This window comes from Pseudomonas sp. S32, from assembly GCF_016648095.1.
GTDB classification, from domain to species: Bacteria; Pseudomonadota; Gammaproteobacteria; order Pseudomonadales; family Pseudomonadaceae; genus Aquipseudomonas; species Aquipseudomonas parafulva.
Map to the genome: position 1 here is coordinate 103,318 of NZ_JACVVF010000008.1, position 13,170 is coordinate 116,487.

The following is a 13,170-nucleotide window of genomic DNA, read 5'->3' on the forward strand; positions in this document are numbered from 1 at the left end:
GCGTCATCGCATTGTCATGTTTTTGTCATACGGGACCGCTAGGGTGTGCCCATGAATGATCTGGCCAACTCCACAATGACCCAAAATTCCCAGCCTGTGCGCATTGATTTCAATACGCCGGAGCTGCAACGCAAGCGGCGCATTCGCGCTTTGAAGGACCGCCTGACCCGCTGGTACGTACTGGTGGGCGGGCTTGCTGTGCTGGCCGCCATCACGTTGATCTTCTTCTACCTGGCCTACGTGGTGCTGCCGTTGTTCCAGGGCGCCGAGCTGACCAAAAAGCAAGCCCTGGCGCCGGCCTGGCTGCAGCAGGATGCCGGCAAGCCGCTGATGATCGCACTTGAAGAGCAGAACCTGGTTGGCATGCGCGTTTCGGACAAAGGCCAGGCGCTGTTCTTCGACACCAAGACGGGTAATGAACTCAAGCGTGTGGACTTGCCCGTGCCAACCGGCACCCAGGTTACATCCATTGGTGCCGACCAGCCGGGCAGCCCGGTGGTGGTATTGGGCCTGTCCAACGGCCAGGCGCTGGTGTTCCACCACAGCTACAAGATCACCTACCCGGACAACCACAAGACCATCACCCCCGGCATCGACTACCCGTATGGGGAACAGCCCTTTGTGCTGGACGAGCAGGGCCGTGGGCTGGACCACGTCAGCGTCAACGTCAATGGTGATACCCTGCTGCTGGCCGGCTCGACCGGGGCCCAGTTGCAGGTACTGGCGCTGACCCGTAGCGAAAACATGATGACCGGTGAGGTCACCACCGAGCAGAACCGTATCGTCCTGCCGCAAATGACCGAAACGGTGAAGAACATCTTCATCGACCCCCGTCAGCAGTGGTTGTACGTGATCAACGGCCGCGCCAGCGCGGACGTGTTCAGCCTGCGCGACAAAAGCCTTAATGGCCGCTACAAGCTGTCTGAAAACGCCGGCACCGAAGTGACCGCGACCACCCAGCTGGTCGGTGGCATTTCGCTGATCGTGGGTAACTCCGAGGGCGGCCTGGCCCAGTGGTTCATGGCCCGCGACCCGGATGGCGAGTCGCGTTTCAAACAGATTCGGACGTTCCAGATGGGCACGGCGCCTATCGTGCAGATTGACGCCGAGGAGCGCCGCAAGGGCTTCATCGCCCTGGATGCAGACGGCAAGCTGGGCGTGTTCCACAGCACCGCACACCGCACCTTGCTGGTGGAACCCGTTGCCCCTGGCGCGGGTATCCTCGCCCTGTCGCCCCGGGCCAACCGCATCATCATCGAAGAAGCGGGCAAGCTGCTGCCGCTGAGCCTGCGCAACCCGCACCCAGAGGTATCCTTCAGCGCGCTGTGGGGCAAGGTGTGGTACGAAAACTACGATGAGCCCAAGTACGTCTGGCAGTCGACGGCTTCGAACACCGACTTCGAGCCCAAGCTCAGCCTGTCTCCGCTCACCTTCGGTACGCTGAAGGCGGCGTTCTACGCCATGATCCTGGCGGCCCCGCTGGCCATCGCTGCTGCTATCTACACGGCCTACTTCATGGCCCCGGGCATGCGCCGCAAGGTCAAGCCGGTGATCGAGCTGATGGAAGCCATGCCCACGGTCATCCTCGGGTTCTTCGCCGGCCTGTTCCTGGCGCCGTACCTGGAAGGCCACCTGCCAGGCGTGTTCAGCCTGTTCCTGCTGATGCCGCTGGGTATCCTGCTGGCAGGGTTCACCTGGAGCAGGCTGCCCGAGTCGCTGCGCCTGCGTGTGCCCGATGGCTGGGAAGCCGCGATCCTGATCCCGGTCATTCTGCTCACCGGCTGGTTCGCCCTGACCATGAGCCCGCACCTGGAAAGCTGGTTCTTCGGCGGCGACATGCGGTTGTGGATCACCAACGACCTGGGCATCACCTATGACCAGCGCAACGCCATGGTGGTGGGCATCGCCATGGGCTTTGCGGTTATCCCGAACATCTACTCCATTGCCGAAGACGCCGTGTTCAGCGTGCCACGCAGCCTCACCCTGGGCTCGCTGGCCCTGGGTGCGACGCCCTGGCAAACCCTGACCCGCGTGGTCATCCTCACCGCCAGCCCGGGTATCTTCTCGGCGCTGATGATCGGTATGGGCCGGGCGGTAGGCGAAACCATGATCGTGCTGATGGCCACCGGCAACACCCCGGTGATGGAAATGAACCTGTTCGAGGGCATGCGCACCCTGGCCGCCAACGTGGCCGTGGAGATGCCGGAGTCGGAAGTCGGCGGTAGCCATTACCGGGTGCTGTTCCTGGCCGCCCTGGTGCTGCTGATGTTCACCTTCGTCATGAACACCTTGGCCGAGCTGATTCGCCAGCGTCTGCGCAAGAAATACTCGTCGCTTTGATAGAAAGGTAGCGATCCGTGAAAAAGGATTCCCTCAAAGGCTGGTTCAAGAGCGGCGCCCCCGGCGTATGGATGAGCGGTGGCGCGGTGGCCATGGCGGTGATCATGACCGTCGGGCTGCTGGCGGTCATTGCCGTACGCGGGCTGGGCCACTTCTGGCCGGCAGACCTGGTTCAGGCCACCTACAAGGTGCCGGGCCAGGCGCAGCAGACCGTCATCGGCGAGGTGGTGCAGCAGGAAGAAGTGCCGCGTGCGCGCCTGAAGGGCGCCGGCCTGCCGGTGCCCGACCAGGGCCCTGAGTTCATGACCCGCGAGTTGATCAAGGTAGGTAACCGCGACCTCAACGGCAGCGACTTCACCTGGGTGGTGGGCGAATGGCTGGTCGATGAAAAACGCCCGTCCGAGCTGATGGCCCTTGAGCGTCGCGAGTGGGGCAACTTCTACGGGTACCTGGTCAGCGTCAAGGAAGAAGGCCGCGTGGTCGCCCAGGGGCCCGCTGCCTGGGGTGAACTGCAGGCTCGCCTGCAGCGCGCCAACACGCTCAACAGGCAGCTGCAGGCGCTGGAAAAGAAAGATATCGGCGCCATCAACCATGGCCTGGAACGTCTGCGCCTGCAGGCCCGCAAGCTTGAGCTGGAAGGCAAGCTGGACGCCGCAGCCCAGGCTGACATGGACGCAGACCGGGCCGAGCTGAACAGCCGCTACAAGGCCGTGGAAGAGCGCCTGACCGGCCTGCACCAGGCTTTCGCCCGCGACAGCCTGGTGGCGCGTGATGGCAATGGCCGGGAGGTTGAAATCAACCTGAGCAAGGTGGTGCATGCCATCCAGCCCAACGCCATGTCCGGCTTCACCAAGCTGGGCACCTACTTCGGCAAGGTCTGGGAATTCCTCAGCGACGACCCGCGTGAAGCCAACACCGAAGGCGGGATTTTCCCGGCTATCTTCGGCACCGTGATGATGACCCTGATCATGGCGGTGATCGTTACCCCGTTCGGTGTACTTGCGGCGGTATACCTGCGTGAGTACGCGCGCCAGGGCCCTGTGACGCGCCTGATTCGCATCGCGGTGAACAACCTGGCCGGTGTGCCGGCGATCGTCTACGGTGTGTTCGGGCTGGGCTTTTTTGTCTACGTGCTGGGCGGGTCGATCGACCGCCTGTTCTTCCCAGAGGCCCTGCCGGCACCTACCTTGGGTACGCCCGGCCTGCTGTGGGCATCGCTGACCCTGGCGCTGCTGGCGGTGCCAGTGGTGATCGTGGCCACGGAAGAAGGGCTGGCACGCATCCCGCGTACAGTACGTGAAGGCTCGCTGGCGCTGGGCGCCACTAAGGCCGAGACGCTGTGGAAGATCGTCCTGCCCATGGCCAGCCCGGCAATGATGACCGGCATGATCCTGGCGGTGGCACGCGCTGCCGGTGAAGTCGCGCCGCTGATGCTGGTAGGTGTAGTGAAGCTGGCGCCCTCGCTGCCGGTGGATGGCAACTACCCGTACCTGCACCTGGACCAGAAGATCATGCACTTGGGCTTCCATATCTACGACGTGGGCTTCCAGAGCCCCAATGTGGAGGCGGCCCGCCCGCTGGTGTACGCCACCGCGCTGTTGCTGGTGCTGGTGATTGCGTCGCTGAACCTTTCGGCAGTGTGGATTCGTAACCACCTGCGCGAGAAGTACAAGGCGCTCGACAGCTAATTCAAGCCTTAAGCCACAAGCGGCAAGCTTCAAGCTGATTGCCGCTTTGCTCAAACTTGCAGCTTGCAGCGCGAAGCTTGCAGCTTCGAATGGAGTGAGACGATGCAACACGATAATCACACCCACGGCATCGACATGTCTGCCTTGGGCCGCGACAAGCAGAGCCTGCGCCTGGCCGAAGAAACGGTCGCCATCGAAGTACCGGGCCTGAGCCTGTTCTACGGTGACAAACAGGCCCTGTTCGATGTCAGCCTGAACATCCCCAAGCAGCGCGTCACCGCCTTCATTGGCCCGTCAGGCTGCGGCAAGTCCACGCTGCTGCGCACGTTCAACCGCATGAACGACCTGGTCGACGGTTGCCGGGTAGAGGGTGCGATCAACCTCTACGGCAACAACATCTACCGCAAGGGCGAAGACGTGGCCGAGCTGCGTCGCCGGGTGGGCATGGTGTTCCAGAAGCCCAACCCGTTCCCCAAGACCATCTACGAGAACGTGGTGTACGGCCTGCGCATTCAGGGCATCAACAAAAAGCGCGTGCTCGATGAAGCCGTGGAGTGGGCGCTGAAGGGCGCTGCGTTGTGGGATGAGGTGAAGGACCGCCTGCACGAATCGGCGCTGGGTTTGTCCGGTGGCCAGCAGCAGCGCCTGGTGATTGCCCGTACCATCGCCGTCGAACCCGAGGTGCTGCTGCTCGATGAACCTTGCTCGGCGCTGGACCCGATCTCGACGCTGAAAGTCGAAGAGCTGATCTACGAACTGAAAGCCAAGTACACCATCGTCATCGTCACCCACAACATGCAGCAGGCCGCGCGGGTATCGGACTACACGGCGTTCATGTACATGGGCAAGCTGGTGGAGTTCGGCGACACCGACACCCTGTTCACCAACCCTGCGAAGAAGCAGACCGAAGACTACATCACCGGTCGCTACGGCTAGCAGCGGCAAGCAGCAGCTAGCTGCAAGCTGCAAGCGGCAAGCTGCAAGTCAAAGCGGCTGCGGCTGGCACTGAGCTAGTGAACAACACGAACTACTTGAAGCTTGCAGCTTGAAGCTTGCAACTTCGCGGAGCGACCCATGATCAACAAAGAAAGCCTTACCCACCATATCTCTCAGCAGTTCAACGCCGAGCTCGAAGAAGTGCGCAGCCATCTGCTGGCCATGGGCGGGCTGGTGGAAAAGCAGGTCAATGATGCCGTGACGGCCCTCATCGAGGCGGACTCCGGGCTGGCCCAGCAAGTGCGCGAAGTGGATGAGCAGATCAACCAGATGGAGCGCAACATCGACGAAGAGTGCGTGCGCATTCTGGCTCGTCGTCAGCCCGCTGCCTCCGACCTGCGCCTCATTATCAGCATCTCCAAGTCGGTGATCGACCTGGAGCGCATTGGCGACGAATCCACCAAGATCGCTCGCCGGGCCATCCAGCTGTGCGAGGAGGGCGAGTCGCCCCGTGGCTACGTCGAAGTGCGACACATCGGTGACCAGGTGCGCAACATGGTGCGCGATGCCCTGGATGCCTTTGCCCGGTTTGATGCCGACCTGGCCTTATCGGTGGCCCAATACGACAAGACCATCGATCGCGAATACAAGACGGCGCTGCGCGAGCTGGTGACCTACATGATGGAAGACCCGCGGTCGATCTCCCGGGTACTCAGCGTGATCTGGGCGCTGCGCTCGCTGGAGCGCATCGGCGACCACGCGCGTAACATCTCCGAACTGGTCATTTACCTGGTGCGCGGCACCGATGTGCGCCACATGGGCCTCAAGCGCATGACTGCAGAAGTGCAGGGCAGCGCGGCGGTGGATGGCGAAAAAGCTAATGTTCCGGGTGAAGCGGACGATAAATAAGGTTGCTCCCGAGCATCGACGCCCGGCCTCTGCCGGGCGTTTTCGTTTGTGGTCGTAGAGCCAGCAGGGCCGTGGCGAACCGTTGGAAAAGTCCCGACGTTGGATAGGCAGTAGCAAGTGGCCAGCAATTGGCAGTAGGCTAGTCGGGATCAGAAGGAGTATCGATGAGTAAAGTGAATGTGCTGGTCGTGGATGACGCCCCGTTTATCCGCGACCTGGTCCGCAAGTGCCTGCGCAATGCCTTCCCCGGCATGACCATAGATGACGCTGTGAATGGCCGCAAAGCCATGGCTCTGCTGGGCAAGGAGCCTTTCGACCTGGTGCTCTGCGACTGGGAGATGCCAGAGATGTCTGGCCTGGAACTGCTCACCTGGTGTCGCCAGCAACCGGAGCTTAAAAACCTTCAGTTCATCATGGTGACCAGCCGCGGCGACAAGGAAAACGTGATCCAGGCGATCCAGGCAGGGGTTTCCGATTTCGTCGGCAAGCCGTTCACCAACGAACAACTGCTGACCAAGGTGAAAAAGGCCTTGGCCAAGATCGGCAAGCTCGACAGCCTGATGGCGCCCGCGCCGGCACGCTCCAGCGGGGCATTCGCCAACGACTCGCTCAACGCCCTCACTGCCGGGAAACCGGAGGCGGTGAAGGTTGCCGCGCCAGCGCCAGCCAAGCCGGTGCCCGGCGCAGCCAGGCCTGCAGCCGCTGCACCTGCCGCTGCACCTAGTGGGCGCGGGCAGGGCCAGCTGCGCCTTGCCAGTGGTGCCCAGCCTTGTGTGATCAAGGCGCTGAGCCTGAAGGAGGCGCTGCTGGTGGTGCGGCGCAGTGAAACCCTGCCCCAGGTGCTCGAAGGGGCCGTGCTGGACCTGGAGCAAGGCGAAAACGCCGAGGTCGCCCGCTTGAACGGCTACCTGCACGCGATCGTTGCCTTCGAACCGAAACCTGACAGCGACTGGCTGCAACTCACGTTCAAATTCGTCGACCAGGACGCCCAGAAGCTCGACTACCTGTCGCGGCTGATTGCTCGCGGCACTGCCCAGAAACACTTCACCCCGGGCGCCTGACGCACGGTTCGGAGGGTGGCGGGCTTCGCCAAGGGGCTTGTGCCATCCGACCAGCTGCCATGGTCATCGCGTAACCCGCTGCTAGGCTTCGACAGATCGCCAACTGTCAAAAAGCCACTATCATGCCTGCACGCCTGCTGCTTGTTTGCGCGTTGCTCCTGGCCTCGGCGTCGAGCCTGGCGGTGACGCTGCACCCTGTCACCGATGCATCGGGTGCGGTGTCTTATGCCGACCGCCCAGGGCCTGGAGTGAAGCCCATGCTGTCGGACGAATCCATGATCGAGATCCAGCCCGAAGACGTGCGCCTCAACGCCATCGTGTTTCAGGGCGGGGTGAGTTTTTCGGCGCGCAACGAGCTGCCGTTAGCCGTGCAGGTGGAGCTGCGCCTGGACAACCTGGTGAACGCGCAGGGTGGCAATGCACCGCGTATCGTGCGGCGGGTGCTGCCGCCGCGGTCAACGCAAATGCTCAGCGTGCTGCGGGGCCGGCCCGGTACCCTGCTCAATTATCGCTCCACCCTGCTGCAGGCCATGGGCGACCCCGGCGCCCGCCCGCAAGGCTATCGCTATGCTTTCCCCTGGGTGGGTGGGCCCTTTCGCATAAGCCAGGGGCCAAACGGGCGGGTCAGCCATTTCGGGCCCAAGGGGCGTTATGCCATGGATATCGCCATGCCTGAAGGCACCACTATCGTGGCTGCGCGGGAAGGGGTGGTGGTGAGCCTGCAGAACAGCCAGAGCGGGCGGGGCGAGAACCCGTCGGGCAACTTTGTGCGGATCCTGCACCCGGACGGGACGATGGGCGTGTACCTGCACCTGATGCGCGGCTCGGTGGTGGTTACCCCTGGCCAGCGGGTGCGGCAGGGGCAAGTGCTGGCCAAATCAGGCAACACCGGCAACAGCACCGGCCCGCACCTGCATTTTGTGGTGCAACGCAACGTGGGGCTGGCTGTGGAATCGATCCCCTACCGGTTCGACAAGCCGATCAGCGGGTCGCCTGACTACACCGCAGGCAACCCGTGAGGGCATGAGGGGCTGGCGCACAGCCCGGTTAGCCTCAGTCCAGCTTGAGCACCTTGGCCAGCACGATCTTCGGGCCTTTCATCTTCTTGATGATGATGCGCAACCCTTCGACCTCCAGCACTTCTTCCTCTTCAGGCACGCGCTTGAGCGTTTCATAGATCAACCCGGCCAGCGTCTCGGCCTCGATATGGTCAAGGTCCACACCCAGCAGGCGTTCCACCTTGAACAGCGGGGTGTCGCCACGTACCAGCAGCTTGCCCGGCTGGTAGGCCAGGATGCCGCGTTCGGTCTTGCGGTGCTCGTCCTGAATGTCGCCGACCAGCACTTCCAGAACGTCCTCCATGGTCAGGTAGCCGATGACCTTGCCGTCGGCCTCTTCCACCAGCACAAAGTGGGCACCACCCTTGCGGAACTGCTCCAGCAACTGGGACAGCGGCATGTGCCGCGAGACGCGTTCCAGCGGGCGAGCCAGGTCTTCCAGGTCGATGGTTTCTGGCAGCTGTTCCAGCTCGGCCAGCTCCAGCAGCAGGTCCTTGATGTGCAACAGGCCGGTGAATTCCTCGCGCTCGGCGTCGTACACCGGGTAGCGGCTGAACTTGTGGCGGCGTATCAGCCCTAGAATCTGCTTCAGCGGGGCATGGGCATCGATGCTGACCATGTCCTCGCGGGAGTTGGCCCAGTCCACCACCTCCAGCTCGCCCATTTCCACGGCCGAGGCCAGCACGCGCATGCCCTGGTCGCTGGGGTCCTGGCCACGGCTGGAGTGCAGGATCAGCTTGAGTTCTTCGCGGCTGTAATGGTGTTCGTGGTGGGGCCCGGGCTCACCCTGGCCGGCAATGCGCAAAATGGTATTGGCGCTGGCGTTGAGCAGGTAGATGGCCGGGTACATCAGCCAGTAGAACAGGTACAGCGGCACCGCCGTCCACAACGACAGCAGCTCAGGCTTGCGGATGGCCCACGACTTTGGCGCCAGCTCACCGATCACGATGTGCAGGTACGAAATCACGAAGAAGGCGACAAAGAACGACACCGCCTTGATCAGCTCGGGCGTATCCACGCCCATGTAGGCCAGCAGCGGCTCGAGCAGGTGGGCAAAGGCCGGTTCGCCCACCCAGCCCAGGCCCAGCGAGGCGAGGGTGATACCCAGCTGGCAGGCCGAGAGGTAGGCGTCGAGCTGGTTGTGCACTTTGCGCAGGATGCTGCCGCGCCAGCCGTGCTGCTCGGCAATGGACTCCACACGCGTGGCACGCAGTTTGACCATGGCGAACTCTGCCGCAACGAAGAAGCCGTTGAGCAGTACCAGGAGCAAAGCAAAGATGATCATGCCGAAATCGGCGAACAGAGAGGTGAGGCTGATACCAGGGGAAGGGTCCATGATGGAGTTTTTACGGGGTCCGTCTTTGAGGTAGGAAGAAAAATGCCGGCTCCAGCCGACACTGGAGGTCCAATGTAGCGGCTGGTGCTGCAAAAGCAAAGGGTGACGGGTCATCTGCCTGTGAGGCAGCCGCATCAGCCTTTGTCGCTGGCCAATTGTACCGGCGCAAAATGACAGGTGAAGGTGCTGCCGTGGCCAGGCACGCTGCTGATCTCAAGTTTCCCGCGGTGGCGCATCAGCACATGCTTGACGATCGCCAGGCCAAGTCCGGTGCCGCCGGTGTTGGAGGCACGGCTGGAGTCCACGCGGTAGAACCGCTCCGTCAGGCGAGGCAAGTGCTTGGCGTCGATGCCCACCCCCGAGTCCTGCACCGACAGGTGCGCACCCTGGGCATCGACCCACAGGCGGATACGGATGTTGCCTTCGTCCGGGGTGTACTTGACGGCGTTGAACACCAGGTTGGAAAACGCGCTGCGCAGCTCCGATTCGCTGCCTTTGAGCCGCACCCCTGGCGTTGCGTCCAGGGTAATGCGCTGGTTGCGCCCGCCGGACAGTGCCTGGGCATCGTTCCTGATCGCGGCGAGTAGGGCATCGACCGCCACGGGCTGGTTGTCTGAGGGGTAGTCGGTGGCCTCCAGCTTGGCCAGCAGCAGCAGGTCGTTGAGCAGGGTCTGCATGCGCGAGCCCTGTTGGCTCATCTGCTGCAAAGCGCGGCGCCAGCGTGGGTTCACGTCTTCGACGTTGTCCAGCAGGGTTTCCAGGTAGCCGGTGATCACAGTCAGTGGCGTGCGCAGTTCGTGGGAAACGTTGGCGACGAAATCCTTGCGCATCTGTTCAAGCTGATGAATACGGGTCACATCACGCACCAGCATGAGGTGTTCGTTGTTGCCGTAACGGGTGATGTGCAGCTGCACCCGCATGCGGTCGTTGATCGGTGAAGGGATTTCCAGGGGCTCAAGGTAGTTTTCGGCCTCGAAGTACTCCTTGAAGCGCGGGTGGCGCACCAGGTTGGTCACCTGCTGGCCGCCATCCTGGGGGGTCTTGAAGCCCAGCAGGGTTTCGGCCGCGCGGTTCCACCATTCAAGGTTGCCGTGGCTGTCGAGCATGATCACGGCGTCGCGCAGCGCCGCGGTGGACTCCTGCACCCTGTCGATCACAGCCTGCAGCCTGCCGCGTACACGCTGATCGCGGCGCTGCAGGTGGTAGATGCTGTCGAACACCTCGCCCCACAGGCCGTAGCCATCGGGGGGGGCCTCATCGGGCTGATGGTTGCGCAGCCAGTCGTGCAGGCGCAGCAATTGCTTGAGCGTCCAGCCCAGGTAGAGCGCAAGGCCGATGGCCAGGCTCCAGCCGTAGTAGCCACTGACCAGCCCGCCGATCAGGCAGAGCGTAATCAGCAGCAGCAGGTGGCGAATCAGCGTCGCGTGCCAGTTCTGGTTCAATTTGGGGGGAATCCTTCGGATCCGGCGGCACGTTGCGAGCTTCAAGCTGCAAGATGAAGCGGATCTGTGATGCTGATAGTCCTTTTTCTAGCTTGAAACGAATGGCTTGCAGCTAGCTCTTGGTGGAGAAGCGGTAGCCGGTACCGCGTACGGTTTGTACCAGATTTTCGTAGGCCTCACCCAGGGCTTTGCGCAGGCGGCGGATATGCACATCGACGGTGCGTTCTTCCACATACACATTGCCACCCCAGACCTGATCAAGCAGTTGGCCGCGGGTGTAGGCACGTTCCTGGTGGGTCATGAAGAATTGCAGCAGGCGGTATTCAGTAGGGCCCATTTCAGCGGGCTTGCCATCGATGGTGACGCGGTGGCTGATGGGGTCGAGCAGCAGGCCGCCGACTTCAATCGGGGCTTCGCTGTCGCTCGGGCCGGTGCGGCGCAGCACGGCCTTGAGGCGCGCCACCAGCTCACGCGGCGAGAACGGCTTGGTGATGTAGTCGTCTGCACCCACCTCCAGGCCCTGGATCTTGTTGTCCTCTTCACCTTTGGCGGTGAGCATGATGATCGGGATGTCACCGGTCAGCTCATCGCGCTTCAGGCGCCGGGCGAGCTCGATACCCGAGGTACCGGGCAGCATCCAGTCGAGCAGGATCAGGTCTGGTTTGCGATCGACGATGATCGCGTGGGCCTGTTGCGAGTTTTCTGCCTCCAGGCAGTCGTAACCGGCCATTTCCAGGGCGACGGCAATCATCTCGCGAATAGGCGCTTCGTCGTCGACGATCAGAATGTTTCTGCCAACCATGCTCAAAACCTCTCCTGGATTCGCTGTCTTGGCCCCGCATTAGATAACGGAATTATTGCAGCTGTGTGACAGGGTATTGGCGGTTCTGGCTACATTCCATGACTGGGCCAGGGCGGGCGGGGCCGTAGCGGTGAGCGGCCCACGCTTTCAGCGCAGCGCATAATCCAGCACCACGCCGATAAAGATCAGCATGCCCGCCCAGTGGTTGTGCAAGAACGCCTTGAAGCAGGACTCGCGGTCCAGCTTGCGGGTAGACCAGTATTCCCAGGCAAAGCACACAGCCGCGCCCAGCAAGCCCAGGTGGAACCAGCCGCCCAGGTCGAACTGGCTGCCCGCCAGCAACAAGCACCCCAGCGACAGCATCTGCAGGCTCAGGATGATCACCCGGTCGGCATCGCCGAACAGGATGGCGGTTGATTTCACCCCTATCTTCAGGTCGTCATCACGGTCGACCATCGCGTAATAGGTATCGTAACCCACCGTCCACAGCAGGTTGGCGATGTACAGCAGCCAGGCGGCGGCCGGCAGTTGGCCACCGGCTGCGGTGAACGCCATGGGAATGCCCCAGGAATAGGCCGCGCCCAGCACCACCTGCGGGTAATAGGTGTAGCGCTTCATGAATGGGTAGCAGAACGCCAGTGCTACCGCGCCAAATGACAACCACACCGTGCGGCTGTTGGTGCACAACACCAGGGCAAAGCTCACGCCCACCAGTATCGCGAACAGCGCCAGGGCCTCGCGCGGCTTCACCCGGCCACTGGCCAATGGGCGGTCTGCGGTTCGTTTGACGTGCCCGTCGACCTTGCGGTCGGCGAAGTCGTTGATGCAGCAGCCCGCGGCCCGCATCAACACCACGCCCAGGCCGAAGATCAGCACGTTGGCCAGCGTCGGTGAGCCGTTGCCCGCGATCCACACCGCCGACAGCGTCGGCCACAGCAGCAGGTAAATGCCGATGGGCCGGTCCATGCGGCTGAGCTGTACGAAATCCCAGGCCCGGGGGTGCAGCCGGTTGAGCGACTTGAGCAGTTGCAGGTACATCAGCGGGCCTCCTGTTGCGCGGCTTGCCACAGCGCCGGCAGGAATACCTCCGCCACCAGCAGGTCCAGCCCGTCGCGTGAAAAGCGCGAACGACGGCCCCAAAGGCCATCGCAAGCAGCTTCGGCGGGTAGCCAGGCCCGGGGGTACCGGCAAACCTGAAGCGGGTGGCGCATGAACGCCTGGTCGCAGAACAGCAGCTCGCCGAGTGAGCGGGTGCCGAGGGTTTCCAGGTCCAGCCCGCCGCGTTCCAGGGCGCTGCGGCTGGCGACGCTGCGGGCAAACACCCACGGCTGGCCATGACCGCGCAGGAACACTTCGCGTACCCAGCCTTCGGCACCCTCGGCAATGCCCAGCGCCTGGCATTCATCCAGGCGCAAGGGCTGCCAGCCCTCGAACAGCGGGGTTACCGAAAAGTGGTCGGATGACAGGCGGGTCAGACGGCGGGTCAGTGACCCCTCATCCAGCAGCCAGTCCAGAATGGGCTGGTCGAGGGGAGTGGCCAGCTGTGAATACGGTAGCCACGCGACAGCGGCTGCTTGCGGGGAGGCGTACGACACGTC

General features: G+C 62.8%; 11 protein-coding genes. 6 read left to right on the forward strand and 5 right to left on the reverse strand.

Translation table 11 applies throughout. The features are described from left to right. Window positions 1–51 precede the first annotated feature (51 nt). From IAE38_RS06765 to IAE38_RS06790, 6 genes are all read left to right on the forward strand, one after another. On the forward strand, window positions 52–2,340 hold the full coding sequence (locus IAE38_RS06765; protein ID WP_201216707.1) for an ABC transporter permease subunit: 2,289 nt from the start codon (window positions 52–54) through the stop codon (window positions 2,338–2,340). A gap of 71 nt (window positions 2,341–2,411) precedes the next feature. After that, window positions 2,412–4,028 carry a phosphate ABC transporter permease PstA gene (gene pstA / locus IAE38_RS06770; protein ID WP_174435874.1) on the forward strand — a complete coding sequence of 539 codons (1,617 nt, stop codon included), beginning with the start codon at window positions 2,412–2,414 and terminating at the stop codon, window positions 4,026–4,028. 102 nt (window positions 4,029–4,130) lie between these two features. Continuing rightward, the gene (gene pstB, locus IAE38_RS06775) at window positions 4,131–4,964 is read left to right on the forward strand and encodes a phosphate ABC transporter ATP-binding protein PstB (protein WP_201211588.1); all 834 of its coding nucleotides are present in this window, start codon (window positions 4,131–4,133) and stop codon (window positions 4,962–4,964) included. A 138-nt stretch (window positions 4,965–5,102) separates the two neighbouring features. Next, the gene (gene phoU, locus IAE38_RS06780) at window positions 5,103–5,873 is read left to right on the forward strand and encodes a phosphate signaling complex protein PhoU (RefSeq protein ID WP_060480922.1); all 771 of its coding nucleotides are present in this window, start codon (window positions 5,103–5,105) and stop codon (window positions 5,871–5,873) included. 164 nt (window positions 5,874–6,037) lie between these two features. Further along, window positions 6,038–6,934 carry a response regulator gene (locus IAE38_RS06785; RefSeq protein WP_201216709.1) on the forward strand — a complete coding sequence of 299 codons (897 nt, stop codon included), beginning with the start codon at window positions 6,038–6,040 and terminating at the stop codon, window positions 6,932–6,934. 122 nt (window positions 6,935–7,056) lie between these two features. Beyond that, the gene (locus IAE38_RS06790) at window positions 7,057–7,953 is read left to right on the forward strand and encodes a M23 family metallopeptidase (protein ID WP_201216712.1); all 897 of its coding nucleotides are present in this window, start codon (window positions 7,057–7,059) and stop codon (window positions 7,951–7,953) included. A 34-nt stretch (window positions 7,954–7,987) separates the two neighbouring features. Here the strand turns inward: IAE38_RS06790 and IAE38_RS06795 are convergent, their stop codons facing one another. The 5 genes from IAE38_RS06795 to IAE38_RS06815 all read right to left on the reverse strand — a co-directional run bounded on the left by IAE38_RS06795 (window position 7,988) and on the right by IAE38_RS06815 (window position 13,167). Next, window positions 7,988–9,328: a hemolysin family protein gene (locus tag IAE38_RS06795; RefSeq protein ID WP_028632871.1), complete on the reverse strand. Its 1,341-nt coding sequence runs from the start codon at window positions 9,326–9,328 to the stop codon at window positions 7,988–7,990. A 134-nt stretch (window positions 9,329–9,462) separates the two neighbouring features. After that, window positions 9,463–10,770 (reverse strand): phosphate regulon sensor histidine kinase PhoR, encoded by a 1,308-nt coding sequence (phoR, locus tag IAE38_RS06800; RefSeq protein WP_236403607.1) that lies wholly within the window; start codon window positions 10,768–10,770, stop codon window positions 9,463–9,465. 112 nt (window positions 10,771–10,882) lie between these two features. After that, entirely contained in the window at window positions 10,883–11,572 is a 690-nt protein-coding gene (phoB, locus tag IAE38_RS06805) for a phosphate regulon transcriptional regulator PhoB (protein WP_003253341.1), read from the reverse strand. Between the two features lie 147 nt (window positions 11,573–11,719). Continuing rightward, a complete protein-coding gene (gene ubiA, locus IAE38_RS06810) occupies window positions 11,720–12,610 on the reverse strand; it encodes a 4-hydroxybenzoate octaprenyltransferase (RefSeq protein ID WP_201211592.1) in 891 nt (296 codons plus the stop codon). Next, window positions 12,610–13,167 carry a chorismate--pyruvate lyase family protein gene (locus IAE38_RS06815; protein WP_201162613.1) on the reverse strand — a complete coding sequence of 186 codons (558 nt, stop codon included), beginning with the start codon at window positions 13,165–13,167 and terminating at the stop codon, window positions 12,610–12,612. Before IAE38_RS06815 ends, ubiA begins: the two co-directional genes overlap by 1 nt. Window positions 13,168–13,170 lie beyond the last annotated feature (3 nt).

Coding starts and splice junctions, on each gene's coding strand:
- IAE38_RS06765 (WP_201216707.1), top strand. CDS start 52: ATGAATGATCTGGCCAACTCCACAATGACCCAAAATTCCCAGCCTGTG.
- pstA (WP_174435874.1), top strand. CDS start 2,412: ATGAGCGGTGGCGCGGTGGCCATGGCGGTGATCATGACCGTCGGGCTG.
- pstB (WP_201211588.1), top strand. CDS start 4,131: ATGCAACACGATAATCACACCCACGGCATCGACATGTCTGCCTTGGGC.
- phoU (WP_060480922.1), top strand. CDS start 5,103: ATGATCAACAAAGAAAGCCTTACCCACCATATCTCTCAGCAGTTCAAC.
- IAE38_RS06785 (WP_201216709.1), top strand. CDS start 6,038: ATGAGTAAAGTGAATGTGCTGGTCGTGGATGACGCCCCGTTTATCCGC.
- IAE38_RS06790 (WP_201216712.1), top strand. CDS start 7,057: ATGCCTGCACGCCTGCTGCTTGTTTGCGCGTTGCTCCTGGCCTCGGCG.
- IAE38_RS06795 (WP_028632871.1), bottom strand. CDS start 9,328: ATGGACCCTTCCCCTGGTATCAGCCTCACCTCTCTGTTCGCCGATTTC.
- phoB (WP_003253341.1), bottom strand. CDS start 11,572: ATGGTTGGCAGAAACATTCTGATCGTCGACGACGAAGCGCCTATTCGC.
- ubiA (WP_201211592.1), bottom strand. CDS start 12,610: ATGTACCTGCAACTGCTCAAGTCGCTCAACCGGCTGCACCCCCGGGCC.